The organism is Gordonia phosphorivorans (assembly GCF_042432625.1).
Classification (GTDB): domain Bacteria; phylum Actinomycetota; class Actinomycetes; order Mycobacteriales; family Mycobacteriaceae; genus Gordonia; species Gordonia phosphorivorans.
The window spans coordinates 1-21,790 of the sequence record NZ_JBHLWV010000025.1 but is presented as its reverse complement, the minus strand read 5'-3'; the positions used below and the strand labels follow the sequence as shown (position 1 = coordinate 21,790).

The window sequence follows — 21,790 nt, the reverse complement described above, 5'->3', positions numbered from 1 at the left end:
TCAGTGCTGATTTCGTGTGACCTGACCCCCCTTGTGGGTCAGGTTAACTGCGCAGTCTTCGGCACCGGGGCCAATCACCCAAAACACTCAGACCTCTGGAGGACTCGTGCTGCAGCGCGCGACCACGTGGATCGGCACCGCCTGTGCCACGCTCATCGCGACGACGGGCCTGGCCGCCACGGCGCACGCGGTCCCGCGCGTCGAGCGGGTCGCCACCGTCGTCTCGCACCACTGCGAGAACCTCGGGGTGACCATCCCCCTGTCGCCGGCCCAGACCGCCCGCGCACAAGCGTTGCTGCCCAAGGGCTTTCGGATGGCGGCCCTGCCCACCCTCCTGGTGGAGACCTCGCGTTGCGCCGGCGCCACCGTCGACGGGCAGCGGATCGGCCGCTTCCATCTGTCCGAGGCCGCACTGTCGATCGAGGCACCGCGGAAGATCGAGTCGCGCCAACTGCCCGACCTGGTGACCGAGAACATCTACATGCTGTCCCAGCTCGACACCGACCGGCTGCTGTCGGAGACCAAGGCCGCGGTCGGGTATCCGACGGAGCTGACCGAGATCGCGCTGGACCGCGGCACCGACGGATCGGTGCCCCGCGTGATGACGGCGACCGCCGGCGGCGAGCTCGCGCCGACCTCCGCGCGCGCCGACCTGACCCCGTATCTCCTGCCGGCCGGCGTGCAGGTGCCCAATCCCGGCGTCGTGTACCAGCTGTGGACCAAGAACGACGACGGCCGCTTCGTGGTGACCACCAACTCCAACCTGCGGATCGGCACGCCCGCCGTCGGCGCCGGCACCGTGACCGTGGCGCCGGGCACGCTGCTGCACAAGCTGCTGGGTGCGCGCACCGCGTCCGGGCTCGCGTTCTCCGGTGCGGCGAGCGGTTTCGTCAACGACACCTACGTCTTCTCCTCGTAGCGGCCGTCGATGACTGCCCATCCGCGGCCCGTCGAGCGCCTGGGGGCCGGAGTGGTCAAGCGTCCCACCCGGCTGGCCGACGGTCGCGAGCTGATCTATTACGACGATCCCGGCACGCTGCTGCCGCCCGAACGTGCCGCGGACACCCGCGCGCTCGATTCTCGGCCGCCCACCGCGACCATGCGCCAGGACGTCTTCTCCGGCGACTGGATCACGTTCGCCACCGGCCGTCAGCACCGAGTGATGATGCCCGGTGCCGACGCCGACCCGCTGGCACCTCAGACGTCGACCAACCCGTCGGAGGTACCGGCCGCCTACGACGTCGCGGTGTTCGAGAACCGCACCCCGGCGTTCGGCCCGGCCCTGGCCGAGCATCTCCCCGACCCGCTGGCGGACGCCGCACCCGGGTGGGGACGCACCGCCACCAGCGTCGGGCGGTGCGAGGTGGTGTGTTTCAGTCCGGAGCACACCGGCTCGTTCGGCACCCAGTCGGTGGCGCGGGCGCGCACGGTGATCGAGGCGTGGGCCGATCGGACCGCGGCCCTGTCGGCGATGGACGGCATCGAGCAGGTGTTCCCGTTCGAGAATCGCGGTGAGGCGATCGGTGTGACGCTGCCGCATCCGCACGGCCAGATCTACGCCTACCCGTACGTGACGCCGCGGACGCAGACCCTGCTGCGCAGCATCGCGGCCGGCGGCGACGATCTGATGGCCCGGGTGTTGGAGTCCGAGCGCACCGGTGAGCGAGTGGTGCTGCGCGGCGAGCACTGGACGGCCTTCGTGGCCTTCGCCGCGCGCTGGCCGCTGGAGGTGCAGCTGATGCCGCATCGGCACGTCCCGGATTTCGCCGCGCTGACCGACGCCGAACGCGACGAACTCGCGCCGCTGTATCTCCGGCTGCTGCGCGGGGTGGACGCGCTCTACGACTCCCCGACCCCGTACATCGCGGCGTGGCATCAGGCCCCGGTGGCCGTCGGACGCGACGTGGTGCGTCTGCGTTTGGAGCTGACCAGCCCGCGCCGGGCCGCCGACAAGCTGAAATTCCTGGCCGGTTCGGAGGCGGCGATGGGCGCCTGGACCGCGGAGATCCTGCCGGAGGCGGCGGCCGAACGGCTCCGCGCGGCGATCGAGTCGGTCCCGGATCCGCGGGAGCACCGGTGAGCGCGCTCGACGCGGCCCGCGACCTGTTCGCGGCGTTCACCGGGCGCGAGCCCGACGGCGTCTGGTCCGCACCCGGCCGCGTGAACCTCATCGGTGAACACACCGACTACAACGACGGCTTCGTGCTGCCGTTCGCGATCGGCCAACGCACGTACGCCGCGGCCGCCCGCAACGACACCGGCGAGCTGCGGGTGCGCTCGACGTTCGCCGACGAGTGCGTCACCGTGCGGATCGACGAGCTCGACGACCTCTTCCCCACTCCCGCGGGCCGGGCACCGGCCGTGTCGGAATGGTCGGCCTACGTCTTGGGCGTCGCCTGGGCGCTCCGGCCGGACCGGGCGGCGACGGGCGTCGACCTCGCGATCGCCTCCGACGTGCCGGTCGGCGCGGGACTGTCATCGTCGGCTGCCATCGAATGCGTCGTCGCCGCGGCCCTCGATGAGCTGTGGGGGCTGGGGCTCGGCGCGATGGACCTGGCGCGGGCGGGGCGTCGTGCGGAGAACGAGGCGGTCGGCGCACCCACCGGGATCATGGACCAGGCGGCGTCGATGCTGGGCCACCCCGACGCCGCGACCTTCCTCGACTGCCGTTCGCTCGCCCACCGGTCGGTCCCGACCGGTTTCGCCGACGCCGGGCTGGTAGTACTGGTGGTGGACACGCACGTGCGGCACGCCCATTCCACCGGCGGCTACCGGCAGCGGCGCGAAGCCTGCGAACTCGGGGCGCGGACGCTCGGGGTGCCGGCCCTGCGCGATCTGACGCCCGACGACCTCCCCCGCGCCGCGCGGCTGCTGGACGGCACCGTCTTCCGCCGGGTCCGCCACGTCGTCACCGAGAATCGGCGGGTGTTGGACACGGTGGCCGCGCTGGTCGAGCACGGCCCCCGCGCGATCGGCGACCTGCTGACGGCCTCGCACGCCTCCCTGCGCGACGACTTCGAGGTCTCCGTCCCCGAACTCGACACCGCGGTGGACGCCGCGCTGTCGGCGGGTGCCCTCGGTGCGCGGATGACCGGCGGCGGCTTCGGCGGTTCCGTTCTCGCCCTGGTGCCGGGCGACGACGCTCCGGCAGTGACCGACGCGGTGCACCGGAGCTTTGCGGCGGCCGACTTCACGCGCCCGACGATCTTCCCGGTCACCGTGTCGGCGGGCGCCCACCGCTCCCGCTGACCTCGCCGCACCCCCTCTGACACGGACCGTTTTCGCCGCCGGGCCCGCGCCTCGGGACCTTGGTCCCGTGACGCCGATCTCCCGATTAGGCACAATGTCTGATTCTGAATATTGTCTGAGTGCACCCCGTGTCAGATTCTCAGGAGCCATCCATGTCTTCTCGCATCCGCAAGTCCGCAGTGGCCGCCACCAGCGTCGCGGCCGGCGCCGCCCTGGTCGCCGGCGTCGCCCTGGTCCCGGCGGGCATCGAGTCCGCCCAGCCCGAACCGACCGTCTACGCCAATCCGACCCTGGTGAACTCCACCAGCATCGGCGGCGGCCTCGCTATCGACCCGGAAGGGGTCATCACCGATTTGCTCGGGAAGCCTGCGTGGAAACTGATTGCCGACGAGTTGGGCGCGACCACTGCGGTCGCGGTCCTGCCTGGCGCAGCGATCGCGTTCGCGGCAAAGAATGAGAGTGCGACAGCCTTCGCACTCGGCGGCCTCGCGGTGGCCACCACCGACTTCAAGGTCCCACTGTTCCCGAAGCCGGTTCCGCTCGGCCAGGTGTCCTGCATCGGAGTGCTCGCCTTCGCGCACTCGTCGACCGAAGGCGCCTGCCTCAATGTGCTCGGCACCTTCGACGCCGACTACCGCAAGGACGCCGGGGAGGTCTCGTTCGCCCTGACCAACCCGATCGCCCTGGCCGGGATCCTGTCCGGCGACATGAAGGTCGGCGAACTCATCAAGGAACTGCTGGACGGTCAGCCCCTGTCCCGCTTGCTGACCGAGGACCTGTCCCGGATCACCTTCGGCGGGTCGAACATCGTCAGCCTCACCTCCGAGTACGCGCTGCAGCAGTACGCCAAGTCCGGCGGCGCCGTGGTGATCGGCTGGCTCGGCGGCGAGCTGGTCCTGTTCCCGGTGATCGACAGCGGACTGCTCGAAGAGCAGGTCAACTACCTGGGCCTGCCGCAGTTCAACGTCGACGGCTTCGGGAAGCTGACCTCGATCAGCGACATCATCCCGTCGCTGTCGGTGGGTGCGTTCAAGACCCCGATCCCGGGCGTCGACGTTCCCGCATGGTCCACCGAGGGCCTGCTCGATTCGGTGGGCACGTCCGCCGACACCAAGGTCCTCGCCGGCACCGTCGCCGACGAGCCGACGATCACCGAGATCGAGGAAGCCCCGGCCGACACCACCGCCGCGGAGCAGACCCCGGCTGAGACGCTCCCCGCCGAGACCCCGGCCGCACCCTCCGTCGACACCCCGGCAACGCCGGAAGCGGAGGCTCCCGCCGCCGATTCCTCGACCCTCGAGTTCGACGCCGCATCCTGACCTGCACTGACAACGACCGCCCCTGCCCTCCTTGCGTGGAGGACAGGGGCGTCGAGCATTCGCGGGACGCAACGCTCGGCACCACGATCAGGCTGCGGAAGGTCTGCCGATCATCCTGGTTGCTCGGTACCGTCTGCGTGCTAGCCGGCGTTCGTGGTTTGGTTGTGAATACGCGGACCGGAATCGCTGACATGAACCGCGAAGGGCCTGAACATGATTGACCGAGAAGTCGCGGCGATGGCGGGCGTGGTCGTGACGCTGGCGAGGAAGTCCTGGCGGGCAGTCGTAGACATTGTGGCCCGAGTCTGGGGCAGCTTCAGTCGCCACCGGCACTGGTGGAAGGTGGCTGGCCTCGTCCTGGTCGCCGCGTTGCTCGGCGCTTTCGTCGACGCGCTATCCGATCCCAAGGAAGATTATGAGCTCCTGACCTGGGTCGGGGTGATCTTCGGGTTGTCTGCGCTGTTCGCCTTTGTCGGCCCAGCGCTTCTTGCGTGGATCCTGTTCGGGGTGCTCGGAGATGGCATCAGGCCGACGGCCGCGCTGACCCGCTTGGGCGCTGCAGCAGGGGCCGGAACGGCGGCAGGCTTGCTCGTCTCCGTGATCACCTTCTACTTCGCGTGGTTGAACAACGCCGAGTCAGCGGGCCTCACCAACGACGAAGTCTCAGAGTTTTCGGGGTACGACCCCGGATTGTTCCTGACACTGCCTGCGCTGGGCGCGATCATCGGGTTCAGTGCCGGACTGGTGGCTGTCGTCGTCGATGCTGCGGCACGGTCCCGGTGGCCACGCCCGGCGATCCGCCTGTCCCCCGTCGTTCTGCCGCTGATCGTCCTGGCCACGTCTCCGTTCATCGGCCCCGCGCACTCGATGCGGGCGCTGATCGACATGCTGCTGGTGAACGACCCGGAACCCGACGAGGGCTCGTGGCTCAGCAAGATCGCCGAGGAGCAGAACACACTCATCGACAGCGCGCTGCCGGTGCCTGTCCTCGTGGTCGTCACCGCTGCTGTCACCGGCTGCTACGCCCTCGCCGCATGGCGGCGGACCCCGGAACTCCAGGAGGTCGTTCCGCGGTAGTCGCTCGAGCTGCGCGGTGGCGTTTCGAGCCCGCCGGCGGGCACCGGTAAACCCCGTCGAACACCGGTCGGGGCGGCGTAGCATGTTTCCGGTGAAGCAATGGAGCGTCCTCGCTATCCTCTGCGCCGCGCAGTTCATCATGGTCCTCGACACCACGGTGATGAACGTTTCTGTGTCCCAAGTGGTGGCCGACCTCGGGACCACCCTCACCCAGCTGCAGCTCGCGATCACCCTGTACACCCTGGTGATGGGCTCGTTCATCATGCTCGGCGGGCGGCTGGGCGACACCTTCGGCCGCCGACGCATGTTCGGCATCGGCCTGCTGGTCTACGGCCTCGGATCCTTGATCACCGCGTTCAGCCCCAACATCGGCGTGCTGATGTTCGGCTGGTCGTTCGTCGAGGGGGCGGGCGCCGTCCTGGTGATTCCGGCGATCATCTCGCTCATCGCCGCCAACTACGACGGCAAGGACCGCGCCGTCGCCTACAGCGCGCTCGGCGGTATCGCCGCCGCCGGCGCAGCGGCCGGGCCGCTCATCGGCGGCTGGGTCACCGAAGCCTTCACCTGGCGGGTGGTGTTCTTCAGCGAGACCCTGGTCTGCATCGTGATCCTGCTCGGTATCCGACTGATCTCCGACGACGCGAAGCCCCAGCGCACCGCGATCGACTGGGGAGGCACCGCGCTGTCGGCCCTGGGCCTGGGCTTGATCGTGCTGGCGCTGGTCCAAGCCGGTTCCTGGGGCTTCATCAAACCGTCCGGCGCGCCGGAGATCGCCGGAAAGGCCATCACGCCGTTCGGGTTCTCGGTGGTGCCGTTCATGATCGCGGCCGGAATCCTGGTCCTCTACGGCTTCGTCGGTTGGGAGAATCGCGTCATCGCCCGCGGCCGCACGCCACTGATGCATCCGTCGTTGCTGCGGAATCTGCAGCTGCGCAACGGCCTGGTCATGCTCGTCGCGCAGCAGTCGATCATCGGCGGCATGTTCTTCGTGATCCCGGTCTATCTGCAGTACGTCCTGCTCCAGAACTCCTTCGACACCGGACTGAGCCTGGCGCCCATGTCGATCGCCATGCTGATCGCCGCGTTCAGCAGTCCCCGCTTCGCGACGACGCAGTCCCCGCGGCGCCTGGTGACCATCGGCCTGCTCGGCGTCCTCCTCGGGGCGGCGCTGCTGATCACCACCATCGAACCGACCATGCGGAGCATCCTCTTCGCCGTCGGAATGGCGATCTTCGGTGCCGGCTTCGGTCTGGTCGCCTCCCAACTGGGTAACGTCATCATGTCGTCGATCGGCGAACGGGACCGCGGGGAGGCCGGCGGCATGCAGGGCACCGCCCAGAACATCGGTACCTCGGTCGGCATCGCGCTGCTCGGCGCCCTCCTGGTGTCGGCGCTCAGCAGCGGTTTCAACAACGCCGTCCAGTCCGATCCGGCGGTATCGTCACAGACCAAGGCCCAGGTCGCGCAGGCCACCGCCGACGGCGTCCAGATCGTCGCCAAAGACCAGCTGCAGGCGATCGGCGCCAAGTATCAGATCCCGGCCAACGAGATGAACGCCCTCGTCACCAACTACGTGGACGCGCAGATGTCGGCGATCAAGCTCTCCATCCTGCTCGCGATCTTCCTCGCCTGCCTCGGCCTGATCATCGCCCGACGACTCCCCCGCATCCCCGCCGCCCAGCTGTAGCTCCCGCAGCCCACGTCAAATGCCGGAGCTTGCGCAGGACCGGGACCGGTCGGGTAGACATGACTCGAATCGCCGTCTGCGACGGCCCGACGAAGGTGAGATCACCCGTGGCTGCCTCCACTTGCCCTGACCAGTGCAAATCCTCGAATCTGCTCGCGACGCTCGGCGGGGTCGGCATCGCCGCCACCGGCCTGGCGCACTTCGCCGCGCCCGACGCGTTCCGCGGCATCACCGAGCAGGCGTTCCCGAAGAACACCGATCGCTTCCTGATGATCAACGGCGCCTTCGAGACGGTGGTCGGCGCGTTGATCGCGGTGCCGAAGACCCGGAAGGCCGGGCTCATCGGCCTCGGCCTGTACGGCGGACACCTCACCTCCAATCTGGCGTTGGCGAAGCTGCGCTGACCTCCCCCGCTTGCACCGCGCTGCGGCGTTAGGTTCTCGGCCCCCGGCCCCCGTGTCGCGACCCGTGCCTCACGTCGCCGCGCTGCAGCAAAGGCGACACGAGGGCACGGGTCGCGACATGCGCCGAATGGGTGCTGGCGCCATGGGCGCGTGAGCATCTCGGTAGCGCCGGCGGCGACCTGACAGCGCTCAAGAGGCTCCGCGGGAGGGTCTAGCCGCGAGCCATGTCGACGAACTTGGAAAGATGCAATTGGTGGGCGACGGTGATCGTCGCCGTCGGGCCGTTACGGTGCTTGCCGACGATGATGTCGGCTTCGCCGGCCCGCGGGTCGTCACGCTCGAAGGCATCGGGCCGATGCAGCAGGATCACCATGTCGGCGTCCTGCTCCAGCGAACCCGACTCACGAAGGTCGGACACCTGCGGTCGCTTGTCGGTGCGCTGCTCCGGACCACGGTTCAGCTGACTGATCGCTACCACCGGAACCTCTAGTTCCTTGGCCAGCAGCTTGATCGAGCGGGAGAACTCCGAGACTTCCTGCTGACGCGACTCGACCTTCTTGCCCGAGGTCATCAGCTGCATGTAGTCGATCACCACCAGCTTGAGGTCGTGCCGCTGCTTGAGGCGACGCGCCTTGGCACGGATCTCCATCATGGTCAGGTTCGGCGAATCGTCGATGAACAGCGGCGCATCGCTGATCTCGCCCATGCGGCGGGCCAGGCGGCTCCAGTCGTCGTCGCTCATGTTGCCCGAACGCATGTCGCCGAGCTTCACGCGCGCCTCCGCCGACAGCAGACGCATCACGATCTCGGTCTTGCTCATCTCCAACGAGAACATGGCCGCGGACAGCCCGTTGTGCACCGACGCGGAGCGCAGGAAGTCCATCGCGAGCGTCGAATTGTGCGTGGGCACCATCGCCTCACCGGCCAGGTACAGGTGATCGGCGTTGTCCACCTGGACGCAGCGGACCGGCACCGAGTCGACCGGGCGGATCGCGACGATCTGCCGGACCCCGGCGCGACCCCGCAACTCCTTGTGCCGCACCGCCTTCTTGTGCACGGTGAACACGTCGTCGTCGGCGGCCATCCGGATCCAGCCGGTGGGTTCACGCTGGTAGATGTAACCCAGGCCGGCGATGAGGTCGGTGAGGACCTCCGACATTCGGCGGGTGACGATGGGAATGGTGATCCAGCCGTCGTCCTCCACATGGGCGCGGGCGTCGAGCAGCCCGGCGAGGACCGCGCGCCGCTGCCGGATGGAGCCGCGCAGGTACTCGGCCGGGATCAGCCCGGCCAGGTCGGCCATCAACGTCATCACATCGACGGGGCCCTCGGCCTCGATGCGCACGGAGATCTCCGGGTCGTCGTAGGCCATGCCGGCCAACGCCGCCACGGTGTACGGCCCGTAGGCGAACTCACGCTCGGGCAGTTCGATGGGCGCGGTATTGCGGATGGCGACGTGCCCGACGTGCTCACGCAGCTCATCGGTGGGCAAGACCTGCGTCTGCTCGTCGAGCTCCACCGACCACTGGTGGTCGCGGTCGGCGACGATCACGGCGCCGTCGGAGAACTCCACCTCGAAGCACGGGCGTTCGGTCATCACCTCGCTGATCGCGACGATGCGCGTCGGCTTGCCGTCGGCACCGACCAGGTAATCGCCGACGGCCACCTTGCCCATGCGGGTCCAGCCCGTCGGGGTGGGCAGCGGCGTGTCGAGCGCGAGCGCCTTACCGACGCCCGGGCGCGCGGCCACGATGATCATCTGCCCCGGGTGCAGGCCGTTGGTCAGCTTGTCCAGGTCGGCGAAACCGGTGGGCACGCCCAACGACAGACCGCCGCGCGAGGCGATCGAATCGAGCTCGTCGAGGGTGGGCTGCATCAGCTCGTCGAGGATCACGTAGTCCTCGGACGCGCTGCGCTCGGTGACGTCGTAGATCTCGGCCTGGGCGCGGTCGACCACCTCGGCGACGTCTTGGCCGTCGGCTCCGGCGTAGCCGTACTGCACGATGCGCGTGCCGGCCTGCACTAGGCGGCGCAGCAGCGCCTTCTCGGCGACGATCTCGGCGTAGAAGCCGGCGTTGGCGGCCGTGGGCACCGTGGAGATCAGCGTGTGCAGGTACGGCGCACCGCCCACCTTGCGCAGCTCGCCCTTGCGGTCCAGCTCGGCCGACACGGTGACCGCGTCGGCGGGCTCACCCCGGCCGTACAACTCGAGGATCGCGTCGTACACGGCCTGGTGCGCGGGCTTGTAGAAGTCGTCGGGCTTGATCCGCTCCAGGACGTCGGCGATCGCGTCCTTGGACAGCAGCATGCCGCCCAGCACCGACTGCTCGGCCGCGGCGTCCTGCGGGGGCTGGCGGAGGGTCTCCTCCGGCGTGGCCGGAGGTTGCGAGCCTGACGGTTCGTGAGTGTCGTCAAGCGCCACGCAAATCTCCCCTTACTCGCTCCAGTGCATTCCCTCGCGCGGTAGCCGCGCGGTAAACCCCATCCCTCGGGAAGATTAGGGCCCGGCTACGACACCGGCAAACCGCCCCTGTGAATAAACCTGTGGACTGCTTGTGGACAGTGCGGTGTCTTTCGGGTGGGAATGTGGACAGCCGTGTGGATAGCGTACTGATTTCGTCTCCGTTTCCGAGTGTCCCTGCAGGTAGGTGCTGTTTTCACCTACCCACAGCCAAGCAATTTCTGCCGCATCGGCGTGTCGCGTTGCCAAACGCCGATCCAGGTGTCGACTTCCCGTTGAGGTACGGCTGTTCGGCCCGAACCGCACCGGCACGCCCACCAGGCGTGGTGGAATGAGCCCGTGCGCGCACCCACGGATGTTCTCCCGCGTCGTCGACTGTGGTCCCTGCTTCTGCTGCTGGCCGCGGCCCTGGCCGCCACCACCGCAGTCGTCGTCCCGCAGGCCGCGGCGGCACCGCCGCCGACCGAACTGCGGTTCGGCTCCTTCGCCCCGGTGAACGCCACCAAGTACCAGTCGCTACGGTTCGCCGACAACGGCCGCACCTTCTTCGTCGCCGGCCAGTGGCGCTGTCAGATCGGTCCGCAGCCGGGCTCGGTGGCGTGCTCCGGCCGCCCGGCCACCGCTCCGCCGCGCACTCGCGGCGTCGCGATCACCAACGACCTGAACGGACCGTCCTGGGTGCCGCCCGGCACCACGTACCGGTTCGGCTCGCAGGCGGGCTTCCGCGCGCCCGTGCTCAAGGTGGGCCAGCGGATCACCGTGGCCAACACCGTGTGCGCGGTGCCGCGCCGCAACGTCGTCTCGTGCGCCACCAACAATCGGGCGTTCATGCTCAGTCGCGGATGGCACAAGTTCTACTACCCCAAGGGCGACCGCAGGCACAGCGCCAACCCGGCACCGAAGTACCTGCCGGCGCGCCTGCGCTGACACCCCGCCCCGCGAACGACGAACCGGGCAACGACGAATCGCCCGAGCAACGACGAAGCGCCGGTCCCCCGCGAGGGCGACCGGCGCTTCGAGCGTGTGCGTTAGCCCGCGACGACGGCGACGTTGAGCTTCGCCTCGACCTTCGGGTGCAGCGTCACGGACACCGGGTAGGTGCCCACGGCCTTGATGTGGCCCTTCGGGAAGTCCACGTTCCGCTTCTCGACGGACGGGCCGCCAGCGGTGCGGATGGCACTCGCGACGTCTGCCGCGGTCACCGAACCGAACAGCTTGCCCGAATCGTGGGTCTTCACCGTCAGCGAGACCGAGTCGAGGCCCTCGATGGCCTGCTTCAGCTCGTTGGCGTGGTCCAGGTCTCGCACGAGACGAGCCTGCTGGGCACGGCGGATGCCCTCGACCTGCTTCTCGGCGCCACGGGTGGCGACGATGGCCAGGCCGCGGGGCAGCAGGAAGTTGCGGCCGTAGCCATCGCGCACCTCAACGGTGTCGCCGGCTTCGCCCAGGTTTTCCACAGCAGCGGTCAGGATCAGCTTCATGTCAGTGATTCCTTTCCCGCTCAGCGACCGGTCGAAGTGAAGGGCAGCAGGGCCACTTCACGTGCGTTCTTCACGGCCACCGCGATGTCACGCTGGTGCTGGACACAATTGCCGGTCACCCGACGCGAACGGATCTTGCCGCGGTCGGACAGGAAACGACGCAGCTGCGCGGTGTCCTTGTAATCGATCTCGCCGGCCTTCTTGTCCTTGCAGAAGCTGCAAGCCTTGGCCTTAGTGATCTTCTCTACGCGGGGCTTACGCCCCTTTTGCTTTGCCATATGAGTGCTCCGTTGATGCTCCTCGGGCTGGCGAGCCCGGTATCAGAAAGGTGGTTCGTCGTCCCCGCCGGCGAAGCCGCCGCCGGCAGGCGGTGCGCTTCCCCAGGGGTCATCGGCCGGCTGCGACTGCTGACGGTTGCCACCGGACGGGGCGTTGTAGCCGCCGCCCTGGTTGCCGCCGAAATTGCCGCCGCCTTGGTTGCCGCGATCGCCGCCGAAGTTTCCTCCGCCGCCGAAATTGCCGCCACCGCCACTGCCACCGCGCGGGGTGCGGGTGACCTTGGCCGTGGCATAGCGCAGCGAGGGGCCGATCTCATCCACTTCCAGCTCCACCACGGTGCGCTTCTCCCCTTCACGGGTTTCATACGACCGCTGCTTGAGCTTGCCCTGCACGATGACGCGGGAACCCTTGGTGAGCGACTCGGTCACGTTCTCCGCGGCGTCGCGCCAGATACTGCAGCGGAGGAACAGCGCTTCGCCGTCCTTCCACTCGTTGGTCTGACGATCGAACGTACGCGGAGTCGAGGCCACCGTGAAGTTCGCCACCGGCGCGCCGGATGCGGTGAACCGCAGCTCCGGATCGGCGGTCAGGTTTCCTACGACGGTGATGACCGTGTCAGTCATGGTGTTTCCCCTGAATCGTGTGAATCTCCGCCGAGGTCGCGGCGGCGGCCGAATGGTTCGAGAACCAGACTAGTGGCCACCTCCGACGAAATCGGAGAGCATTCACGGACGTGGATGAACTGTGCCGGTCGGCTACTTGCGCATGACCTTCGTGCGCAGCACCGACTCGTTCAGACCCAGCTGACGATCCAGCTCGCTGACGGTAGCGGGAGTCGCGGTGAGTTCGACGACGGCGTAAATGCCTTCGGCGTTCTTCTCGATCTCGTACGCGAGTCGGCGCTTGCCCCAGATGTCGACATTGTCGACGGAGCCGCCTTCGCTGCGGACAACATTCAAGAACGTATCCAGAGATGGGGCGACGGTGCGCTCGTCCAGGCTCGGATCGAGGATGACCATCAATTCGTAGTGACGCATAAGACCACATCACCTCCTATGGGCTATCGGTCGTGGACTTTCCACGACAGGAGGGTCGCCTGCGTCGGCAACCTGTTCAAGATACACGACCAGCCCGTGACCAGGGAAATCGCGGCCACCGCTAGAGTCATCCCCATGCCTTCTGCTGCTTCGGACCTCGCGGTCCGCCGGGGACTGCTGCACCGCGGCGAAACCGTCATCATCATGGTGACCTCGCTGCTGTTCACGATCGCGGCGCTGACCTGGAGTTACCGCGCCAAGCTCGCATGCGGCGGCGCACCGTTCGACGAGTTCGGACGAAGCGCCAAGTTCCCCGTGGGAGATCCCAACGCGGTGATCCCCTGCTACTCGGACCTGATGTTCCTGTGGGTCGGCCGGGACATCGACAACCACGTGTTCCCGTACATCCACGGCGGCATCACCGAGCAGGGCCACCTGTTCGGCGGCGTCGTGGAGTACCCGGTGCTGTCCGGGCTGCTGATGTGGCTCGGCGCGATCGGGAAGGAGACCGACTACACGTTCTTCATCCAGTCGGCGCTGATCCTCACGCCGTTCGCCCTGGTCATCACGATTCTGCTGGCCTGGATGAGCCGCTGGTGGGTGCTGCTGTGGGCCGCCACCCCGGCGCTGGTGCTGTACGCCTTCCACAACTGGGAACTGCCGGTCGTGTTCACCTCGGTCGCGGCGATCGCCGTCATGGCCTTCGGTGCGAGCGCGAGCGGCAAGACCGGTCAGCGGCGGATGAGTCTGCGCACCTCGGCGATCATCGCCTCGGTGATCCTGGCCATCGGCTTCTCGCTGAAGATCTATCCGGGCATGTTCGTGCTGCCGTTGGCGCTGTACGTGCTCACCCACGGCGCGCTCGGTCAGTCCGCACGTCGGGCCCTCGACTGGGTCGGCGCGGCCTGGGTGGTGGTCGCCGCCGTCGTCACGACCCTGGTGGCGCAGGTGCCGTTCATGATCGCCGGATACGAGGGTTGGAAGGCCGCCCTCGACTTCCAGGGCAAGCGCAAGGCCGACATCGACACCAACACCTTCTGGTACTGGGGCGTGCGACCGCTGGTCGGCGACATCGACCTCTACAACTCCATCGTCGGCGTCGCCTCCACCCTGCTGATCATCGTGGCCGTGGTGGCCGCCACCTACCTGGCGTGGCGCCAGTACAAGATCGACGGCGTGTTCCCGTGGATCGGCGCCAGCTTCGCCCTGCTCGCCGGGTTCATGCTGTTCCACAAGGTGCACTCGCCGCAGTACACCCTGTGGGTGCTGCCGTTCTTCGTGCTGCTGCGGGTGCCGTGGCCGGCGATCGCCGTCTACCTCGTCACCGACGTCACCCTGGACCTGTCCATCTTCCGGATGTTCGGTTACCTCGCCATGCAGCAGCCGACGCCCTGGTACATCGACGCGGGCGTNCCCGCATGCAGGTCCGTGAGCCGTTGGCATCGTTCCAGCGCACCGCGCTGCCGCCGCGGCCGCCGTTGACGCGTCTGGCCGACGCCGACAGCGCCGCCGCCTGGCATTGGCTGGGCACCCCGATCCTGACCCGCGCCGGCGTCACCCTGCGCCCGCTGACCATCACCGACGCACCCGCGCTGGGCGCCCTCGCGGCCGCCGAGCCCGAGCTGAGCCGCTGGTTCCCGGGCCTGCCCGCCGGCACCGAGGAGGCGCTGGCCTGGATCCGCGCCGCCCACGACGATCGACGTCGCCTGCCGTTCGCGGTGATCGACGACGCGACCGGCGATCTCATCGGCACCACCAGCTACTACGACGCCGCCCAGGACCAGCTGACGGTGGCGATCGGCTACACCTACTACGCCGCCCGCGCCCAGGGTTCCGTGGTGAACCCGGCCGCCAAGCTGATGCTGCTCGACTACGCGTTCACCGAGGCCGGCGCGGTCCGCGTCGTCTGGCACACGCACGAGGAGAACGCGCACTCACGCGCGGCGATCACCAAGCTCGGCGCCACCTTCGAGGGGCTGCTGCGCAAGCACCGCCGCTTCGGCGACGGCTGGCGCACCACGGCACAGTTCTCGATGACCGTCGACGACTGGGCGCAGGCCCGCACCGACCTGACCGACCGCGTCGATCAGCTGGTCACGCCCGCGTAGGGCGGGGACGGCAACGGCGGCGGTGCGGTGCGCGGGGTCCGGATCCACAGATCCCGCACCACCACGGCGCACAGCACCAGAACGGCGAGGGCGCGCAGCACGACGGCCACCGAGAACCAGTCCTCGTTGAGCCACTTGCGGTCCGGGTCCAGGAACAGGCCCATCCGCGGCACCCAGATCAGCGCGTCGACCAGCATCACCGCGATCAGCAGTCGGGCATACGGAATCGCCAGCACCGCCAGCGGCACCAGCCACAACGACGACTGCGGGTTCCACGCCTTGCCCACCAGCAGGTACCCGGCCACGAGCAGGAACATCAGCTGAGCCGGGGCGGGCGTCACCTCGGCGCGCAGCGCGAGGTAGGTGACGGCCGCGATCACCGCGGCCAGCAGAATCAGGCTCACCGCGGTGAGCAGCGCGGTCGACGGCGCCCACCCGGACATCCGCATCACCTGGTGGTACAGACTGTCCGGCTCTGCGCCCCGCTGCCACCAGGCCCGATAGAACTCGCCCCAGCCGCGCGGATACGTCACCATGATCGGCAGATTCACCGCCAGCCAGGCGATACCGCCGCACGTCACAAACGCCCACAGATCCTGCACCCGCTGATCGCGGACGCAGATCACCGCCAACGCCGGAATCAGCAGCAGCGGATACAGGGCGGCCGCGGCCGCCAGACCACCGAAGACGCCGGCCAGCAGCACCCGTTCGCGGGACCAGCACAGCAGGGCCAGCGCCACCAACGCCACCGGGATCACGTCGAAGGCGGTGAAGGCGTGCACCAGGACCAGCGGCGACAACGCCACCAGCGCACCGCGCCAGAGCCGTCGTCGATCGGTCATCATGGTGGCCCACACCGCGAGCAGCCAGAACAGCGTGATCAGCAGTGCCGCGATGTTGAAGTAGGTCACCACGTCGAGCTGTTTCGGGATCACCGTTCCGTCGATCAGCGCCTGCCACCCCTGCGTGGCCTTGGCCGCCACGTACATGGTGAGCCCGATCAGCACCGGCTGGTCGCTGTAGTGCTTGGTACCGCTGGTCTCCGCGCCGTCGTACCAGTAGGTGCGGTACGGCATGGTGCCCTGCTGCAGGTCGCGCGGGGTGAGCCGGTGCGCGGCGTAGGTCGCGACGATGTCGGAATAGCAGAGCCCGTAGTACTGGCGCTGGTTGTCCCAGTTCAGCCGCACCTCGCCGGTGGGGCTCTCCCCGGACGCGGCGGGCACCGGAGCCTGCTGCAGGCAGCCCGCCTTACCGGTCCAGGACACCGCCAGGACGGTCAACGCCATCAGCAGGACGGCCCGCACCGGAGTCCAGAAGCGGCTGCGGCCGACGGCCGCGTGCAGCCCGACGGGGCCGCCGATCACCCCGCTGGCCGCCGCGACCTGCGCATTGCTGCGGCTGGGCCGCTCGCGCTCGGTGTCGATGCGCAGGTCATCGGCCAGCGGAACCGGCGAGTCCCACTCCCTGGGTGCGTTCACCGGCGAATCAGGCCGCCGGGACTTCGCTGCCGGGCGCAGGTTCGGTGGTCGGCGGCGGCGTCACCTCGGTGCTTGTGCCACCGGGATTGCGCCCCGGGGTCCGGGTGGCCGGCGGTTCCTCGTCGTCGTCACCACCGGCCCCGCCGTTGCCGTTGCCCCACGGAATGGTCCAGCCCGGCGCGACGGTCACGTTGCCGTCCTCACCCTGTCCGGGCAGACGCGGCCGCGACGGCGTGGACGGGCGACCACTCGGGGTGGTGTAGGTGACCGGCGGCGGCTCGTACGGCACGCCGGCCTGACCGCCCACCGCTTCCGGCTCGGGGAAGCTCTCGATCGGATCGCCGGCCAGCGCCTGATCCATCGCCGCCTTCCAGATCTGCGCGGGCAGTCCCGAACCGTAGATCGACGCGCCGGAGTAGTTGCGCAGCGGCTTGTCGCCGGACGCGGTGCCCACCCAGACGGCCGTCGACAGCTGCGGGGTGTAGCCGACCATCCACGAGTAGCGGTTGTCGCCGGTGTTGCCCAGCTGCGCGGTACCGGTCTTGGCCGCCGACGGGCGTGCGCCCAGCGACGAGTCGTACAGCGAGTTGCCGTTGGAGTAGGCGGCGATCGGCTCCAGGGCCGCCGTCACGTTGTCGGCAACCTTGGCCGGGAAGACGCGCTTGCCCTTGTTGGGCTCGCGGTCGAACAGGACGGTGCCGGTGGAGGTCTCCACCTTCTTCACGAAGAACGGCTCGCGGTAGATACCCGATGCCGCCAGCGTGGCGTACGACGACGCCATGTCCAGCACGGTGGAGTCGTACTGGCCGAGGACCACGCCGCCCTCGGCGCGACCGTTCGCGTTGACCAGGGTCGGCTTGCCGTTCAGGGTCTTGGCGATGCCTGCCCGGTGCGCCACGTCGACGATGTCGTCGGCGCCGTTGTTCAGGTCCATCATCAGGCGGTAGAACACGGTGTTCAGCGACATCTTGGTCGCCGTGGCCAGGTTGCAGGTGCCGCACGACTCACCGTCGGAGTTCTCCACCACCAGGCCGGTGCCCGTGGAGTAGGGCGCCGACGAGTAGCGCTGCGACAGCGGAATGTCCTGTTCCAGGGCGGCGATCAGGGCGAAGACCTTGAACACCGAGCCGGTCTGCAGGCCGGTGGACGCGTAGTCCCAGCCCACACCGTCCCAGCCGCCGAAGTAGCCCTGGATGCCGCCGGTCTGCGGATCCACCGAGACCGACGCCGTGCGCAGGTTCTTGGGCTCCCCGGACATCTTCTCCTTCGCGGCATCCTCCAAGGCGTCCTGCACCTTGGGGTCGATCGCGGTGGTGATCTTGAGGCCCTCGGTGCGCACGTCCTGCTCGGTGATGTTGAGCGTCTCCAGCTCGGCCAGCACCTGGCGCTTGATCAGGCCGTCGGGACCCTTGGCCGAGTCGTCGACGGTGGTCTTGGGCTCGATGACCTTCGGGAACTTCTGCTCGTCGCGCTCGGCCTGGGTCAGCGCGCCGGTGGTCACCATGCCGTCGAGAACGTAGTTCCACCGGCGCTCGGCCAGTTTCGGGTCGACGGCCGGATCGTAGAGCGACGGTGAGCGGATCACCGCGGCCAGCAGCGCCGACTGGGAGACGGTGAGCTTGCTGACGTCCTTGCCGAAGTAGGCCTTCGACGCCGCGGCCACACCGTAGGCGCCGCGGCCGAAGTAGATGGTGTTCAAGTAGGCCGCCATGATGTCCTCTTTGGACCACATGCGCGACATCTTGGTGGAGATCGCGAGTTCCTTGAACTTGCGCTTGTACGACACCTCGTCGCCCACCAGCGCGTTCTTCACGTACTGCTGGGTGATGGTGGAGCCGCCGCCTGCGCCGGCGTTGCCGGTGACCTTGCCCAGCGCGGCGCGGGAGAAGCCGCGGATCGAGAAGCCGGAGTTGGAGTCGAAGTCGCGGTCCTCGGCGGCCTTCACGGCCTCGATGAGCGACTCGGGGATCTGGTCGTACTTGACGTCGGTGCGGTTGCCCTCCGGCGGGACCACCCGCGCGATCACCCCGCCCTTGCTGTCGAGGATGGTCGCGACCTGGTTCTGCTTGATGTCGCCGGGGCCCGGGACGTCGACGGCCAGATACGTGACGAGGAAGGCGAGCACACCGACGATCGCGACCACCGGGACCACGGCAGCGCCCAAGCCGAGCACCCACGCGAGGATACGGGCACCGCTGGACCGCTGGGTCCGGCCCGGTCCCCCGGTCTGCTTGTTCTCGCTGCTCATACTCAACTCACTTCTCCGCAATCACCGACGCTCGGGTCGAAAGCTTCTCTCACTACTGTGACGGCACACGGCGCTCGGTGCCAACTGTCCTATTCCGCTGCCCGCCGAGCCGACGGCTCCGACGAGGTCAGTCCCACAACGTACGAGCGGACCAGATGGTTCCAGTGACATGTGCGACACACTTCGACCACGTCGACGCCGAACTCGCGGGTGCGGGCGGCCAGCCGCATGATCTCCGCGGGCGTGCGCGCCGCGCCCGAGAGCCGGCCCAACGCGGGACCCGACAGGATCGACACCATGGTGACCTGCTCTTTTCGGCAGATCGGGCAGGCCAGGTCCGACGGCACGCCGTGGAACTGCGCGGCCCGCAGCAGATGCGGACCGGCGTCGCAGACCTGTTCCAGGCCGACTCGGGACGCGCGCACATCGGCCAGCTTCGATCGCTTGGCCAGCGCATAGTTCACGACCCGTCGGTGCACGGCTCCCAGCCTAGACCGGGGCCCTCGAGCCCCTGCGTGTGATGCAGATCAACCGACGAACCTACCGAGGAGTTGGAATCGAGTTATATCGGTGCGATACATTTGTCGTTACATCAGGGCGCTGTAACGCGCCGACGGGACGATGAGCGGAAAGGACGTGGGTCGCCCATGCTTGAGTTGGCCATCCTCGGTCTGCTGCTCGAATCGCCGATGCACGGCTACGAACTCCGCAAGCGCCTCACCGGCCTGCTCGGTGCGTTCCGCGCCTTCTCGTACGGCTCGCTGTACCCCACGCTGCGCCGGATGCAGGACGACGGCCTGATCGTCGAGGACGACAGCCCCGGCGCCGTCGGCGTCAAGGTGCGTCGCGGTCGTCGCGTCTACCGCCTGACCCCGCAGGGCGAGGCCCGGTTCGCCGAGTTGGTGGCCGACACCGGTCCGCAGACCTACACCGACGACGGTTTCGGCGTGCACCTGGCGTTCTTCAGCCGCACCCCGGCGATGGCGCGCATGCGAATCCTCGAAGGCCGCCGCCGCCAGGTGGAAGAGCGCCGCGAGGGACTGCGCGAGCTGCTCAGCCGCGCCGGCATCGGCTCGGACCACTACACCCGCCAGATGCACGAGCTCAGCTTGGAGACCTCCGAGCGCGAAGTGCAGTGGCTCAACCGACTGATCGCCGACGAGGCGTCCGGTTCGGCCCCCACAGAACTCCCCACCTCCGGCACCGCCGGTCGTGGTGAAGAAGGAAAGAATTCGGCGGCACAGCATTCCGCCGTTCCGCCGCAACAAGAAGGAGAACCCGACCATGGGTAACACCAACACAGTGCGCGTGGCCATCGTCGGCGTGGGCAACTGCGCCGCTTCCCTGGTCCAGGGCGTTCAGTACTACAAAGACGCCGACGAGAACACCACCGTCCCCGGTCTGATGCACGTGAAGTTCGGTCAGTACCACGTCCGCGACGTCGAGTTCGTCGCCGCGTTCGACGTGGACGCCAAGAAGGTCGGCTTCGACCTGTCCGAGGCGATCGGCAACAGCGAGAACAACACCATCAAGATCGCCGACGTGCCGCCGCTGAACGTCACCGTGCAGCGCGGCCACACCCTCGACGGGCTCGGCAAGTACTACCGCGAGACCATCACCGAAGCCGACGGCGACGGTGTCGACGTGGTGCAGACCCTGAAGGCCGCCGAGGTCGACGTCCTGGTCAGCTACCTGCCGGTCGGCTCGGAGCAGGCCGACAAGTTCTACGCACAGTGCGCCATCGACGCGGGCGTGGCCTTCGTCAACGCCCTGCCGGTCTTCATCGCTTCGGACCCCGAGTGGGCCCAGAAGTTCGTCGACGCCGGTGTCCCGATCGTCGGCGACGACATCAAGAGCCAGGTCGGCGCCACCATCACCCACCGCGTGATGGCGAAGCTGTTCGAGGATCGCGGCGTCGAGCTGGACCGTACGTACCAGCTGAACGTCGGCGGCAACATGGACTTCAAGAACATGCTCGAGCGTGAGCGTCTGGAGTCGAAGAAGGTCTCCAAGACCCAGGCCGTCACCTCCATCCTCGACGGCCCCCTGGCCGGCAAGGTGTACGACAAGAACGTGCACATCGGCCCGTCGGACTACGTCCAGTGGCTCGACGACCGCAAGTGGGCCTACGTGCGCCTGGAAGGCCGCGCCTTCGGTGACGTGCCCCTGAACCTGGAGTACAAGCTCGAGGTCTGGGACTCCCCGAACTCGGCCGGCATCATCATCGACGCCGTGCGCGCGGCGAAGATCGCCAAGGACCGCGGCCTCGGCGGCCCGATCCTGCCGGCCTCGGCCTACCTGATGAAGAGCCCGCCGGTCCAGATCCCCGACGATCAGGCCCGCACCCAGCTCGAAGCCTTCATCATCGGCGCCGAGTAGTCTTCTCGGCTCCGCGAGCACAAATAACGCCCGTCCCGGACTCTTCCCGGGACGGGCGTTTTTGCATCGCCAGGGACGGAGCACCTGACATCGTTCACTCCGAGGCACCCGTGCCGTCTTACATCTGCGCGAGCGCCCGTCGGACTCGCTGCAGTTCGTCTCGGAGGTCATCCTCCAGCGGCCGCGCCTTGTCCAGGCCAACCAGCAGTGACTGCAGCTCCTTCAGAAGGTCGCCATACCAGGACGGCATTGATTCCCCCCTCTCCCCGCCTAGGTATTCGCGGAGGAGCCGATCAATAGCCAGGTCACAGCGCACCCATGCCAGCGCCGATTGATAATCGCGCAGCACACCGAATACCGAATCACGAAGTTGACGCTCTTCCATTCGCAGTTCCAAAGCACTCGAGTCCCCCGCGACTTCTAAGAGGTCCCCAACGATCTGCAACGAGCTGGCCAGGTCTTGCACCGGCCCCACCGCGCCCGGCTGCGCCTGCCGCAACTGTCGACGCAACGCCAACGACTCCTCAAACATCACCCGCGCCCCCGACAAATCACCCACCGCCTCCAACACCGCGCCCACCTT

Annotated in this window: 21 protein-coding genes; 12 read left to right on the top strand and 9 right to left on the bottom strand. The window is 68.2% G+C overall.

The genetic code is table 11. The annotated features are described in order from the left end of the window. Positions 1-106: 106 nt before the first annotated feature. The 7 genes from ACFFJD_RS14055 (at position 107) to ACFFJD_RS14025 (ending at position 7,736) form a co-directional block, all read left to right on the top strand. Entirely contained in the window at positions 107-919 is an 813-nt protein-coding gene (locus tag ACFFJD_RS14055) for a hypothetical protein (RefSeq protein WP_382365210.1), read from the top strand. Between the two features lie 9 nt (positions 920-928). Further along, positions 929-2,080: a galactose-1-phosphate uridylyltransferase gene (gene galT, locus ACFFJD_RS14050; RefSeq protein ID WP_382365208.1), complete on the top strand. Its 1,152-nt coding sequence runs from the start codon at positions 929-931 to the stop codon at positions 2,078-2,080. After that, entirely contained in the window at positions 2,077-3,249 is a 1,173-nt protein-coding gene (gene galK, locus ACFFJD_RS14045) for a galactokinase (protein WP_382365206.1), read from the top strand. Before galT ends, galK begins: the two co-directional genes overlap by 4 nt. A 152-nt stretch (positions 3,250-3,401) precedes the next feature. Continuing rightward, a complete protein-coding gene (locus ACFFJD_RS14040) occupies positions 3,402-4,568 on the top strand; it encodes a major capsid protein (RefSeq protein WP_382365204.1) in 1,167 nt (388 codons plus the stop codon). Between the two features lie 213 nt (positions 4,569-4,781). Then, a complete protein-coding gene (locus ACFFJD_RS14035) occupies positions 4,782-5,645 on the top strand; it encodes a hypothetical protein (protein WP_382365202.1) in 864 nt (287 codons plus the stop codon). Between the two features lie 82 nt (positions 5,646-5,727). Further along, positions 5,728-7,332, top strand: a complete 1,605-nt coding sequence (locus tag ACFFJD_RS14030) for an MFS transporter (protein ID WP_382365200.1) — start codon at positions 5,728-5,730, stop codon at positions 7,330-7,332. Between the two features lie 107 nt (positions 7,333-7,439). Continuing rightward, positions 7,440-7,736 (top strand): DoxX-related protein, encoded by a 297-nt coding sequence (locus ACFFJD_RS14025; protein WP_382365198.1) that lies wholly within the window; start codon positions 7,440-7,442, stop codon positions 7,734-7,736. 211 nt (positions 7,737-7,947) lie between these two features. Here the strand turns inward: ACFFJD_RS14025 and dnaB are convergent, their stop codons facing one another. After that, positions 7,948-10,158 carry a replicative DNA helicase gene (gene dnaB, locus ACFFJD_RS14020; protein WP_382365196.1) on the bottom strand — a complete coding sequence of 737 codons (2,211 nt, stop codon included), beginning with the start codon at positions 10,156-10,158 and terminating at the stop codon, positions 7,948-7,950. A gap of 378 nt (positions 10,159-10,536) precedes the next feature. Here dnaB and ACFFJD_RS14015 point away from each other — a divergent pair, with 378 nt between their 5' ends. Then, on the top strand, positions 10,537-11,124 hold the full coding sequence (locus ACFFJD_RS14015) for a hypothetical protein (protein ID WP_382365194.1): 588 nt from the start codon (positions 10,537-10,539) through the stop codon (positions 11,122-11,124). A gap of 101 nt (positions 11,125-11,225) precedes the next feature. Here ACFFJD_RS14015 and rplI read toward each other — a convergent pair whose 3' ends face one another. The 4 genes from rplI to rpsF all read right to left on the bottom strand — a co-directional run bounded on the left by rplI (position 11,226) and on the right by rpsF (position 12,994). Beyond that, positions 11,226-11,678 carry a 50S ribosomal protein L9 gene (gene rplI / locus ACFFJD_RS14010; RefSeq protein ID WP_382365192.1) on the bottom strand — a complete coding sequence of 151 codons (453 nt, stop codon included), beginning with the start codon at positions 11,676-11,678 and terminating at the stop codon, positions 11,226-11,228. A 20-nt stretch (positions 11,679-11,698) separates the two neighbouring features. Beyond that, entirely contained in the window at positions 11,699-11,956 is a 258-nt protein-coding gene (gene rpsR / locus ACFFJD_RS14005) for a 30S ribosomal protein S18 (RefSeq protein WP_382365190.1), read from the bottom strand. 42 nt (positions 11,957-11,998) lie between these two features. After that, positions 11,999-12,580: a single-stranded DNA-binding protein gene (locus tag ACFFJD_RS14000; protein ID WP_382365188.1), complete on the bottom strand. Its 582-nt coding sequence runs from the start codon at positions 12,578-12,580 to the stop codon at positions 11,999-12,001. A 132-nt stretch (positions 12,581-12,712) separates the two neighbouring features. After that, entirely contained in the window at positions 12,713-12,994 is a 282-nt protein-coding gene (rpsF, locus tag ACFFJD_RS13995) for a 30S ribosomal protein S6 (RefSeq protein WP_382365186.1), read from the bottom strand. 18 nt (positions 12,995-13,012) lie between these two features. Here rpsF and ACFFJD_RS13990 point away from each other — a divergent pair, with 18 nt between their 5' ends. Both ACFFJD_RS13990 and ACFFJD_RS13985 read left to right on the top strand, forming a co-directional pair. Then, entirely contained in the window at positions 13,013-14,476 is a 1,464-nt protein-coding gene (locus ACFFJD_RS13990; protein WP_446685295.1) for a glycosyltransferase family protein, read from the top strand. Continuing rightward, positions 14,413-15,102 (top strand): GNAT family N-acetyltransferase, encoded by a 690-nt coding sequence (locus ACFFJD_RS13985; RefSeq protein WP_382365182.1) that lies wholly within the window; start codon positions 14,413-14,415, stop codon positions 15,100-15,102. Before ACFFJD_RS13990 ends, ACFFJD_RS13985 begins: the two co-directional genes overlap by 64 nt. Here the strand turns inward: ACFFJD_RS13985 and ACFFJD_RS13980 are convergent. The 3 genes from ACFFJD_RS13980 to ACFFJD_RS13970 all read right to left on the bottom strand — a co-directional run bounded on the left by ACFFJD_RS13980 (position 15,081) and on the right by ACFFJD_RS13970 (position 19,307). Continuing rightward, positions 15,081-16,580 (bottom strand): glycosyltransferase family 87 protein, encoded by a 1,500-nt coding sequence (locus ACFFJD_RS13980; protein WP_382365180.1) that lies wholly within the window; start codon positions 16,578-16,580, stop codon positions 15,081-15,083. The two genes, ACFFJD_RS13985 and ACFFJD_RS13980, sit on opposite strands and share 22 nt — an antisense overlap. Positions 16,581-16,587: 7 nt before the next feature. Next, positions 16,588-18,828, bottom strand: coding sequence for a transglycosylase domain-containing protein (locus ACFFJD_RS13975; protein ID WP_382365178.1), 2,241 nt, complete (start codon positions 18,826-18,828; stop codon positions 16,588-16,590). An 89-nt stretch (positions 18,829-18,917) separates the two neighbouring features. Beyond that, complete coding sequence (locus ACFFJD_RS13970; RefSeq protein WP_382365176.1) at positions 18,918-19,307, bottom strand: DUF5318 family protein; 390 nt, start codon at positions 19,305-19,307, stop codon at positions 18,918-18,920. Between the two features lie 168 nt (positions 19,308-19,475). Between ACFFJD_RS13970 and ACFFJD_RS13965 the strand changes: the two genes are divergently transcribed. Both ACFFJD_RS13965 and ACFFJD_RS13960 read left to right on the top strand, forming a co-directional pair. Next, positions 19,476-20,120, top strand: coding sequence for a PadR family transcriptional regulator (locus tag ACFFJD_RS13965; protein ID WP_382365174.1), 645 nt, complete (start codon positions 19,476-19,478; stop codon positions 20,118-20,120). Next, positions 20,113-21,207 carry an inositol-3-phosphate synthase gene (locus tag ACFFJD_RS13960; RefSeq protein WP_382365172.1) on the top strand — a complete coding sequence of 365 codons (1,095 nt, stop codon included), beginning with the start codon at positions 20,113-20,115 and terminating at the stop codon, positions 21,205-21,207. The genes ACFFJD_RS13965 and ACFFJD_RS13960 overlap by 8 nt, the downstream gene beginning before the upstream one ends. Positions 21,208-21,325: 118 nt before the next feature. Here the strand turns inward: ACFFJD_RS13960 and ACFFJD_RS13955 are convergent. Continuing rightward, the coding region (locus ACFFJD_RS13955; RefSeq protein WP_382365170.1) for a hypothetical protein at positions 21,326-21,790 on the bottom strand (465 nt) is incomplete at its 5' end.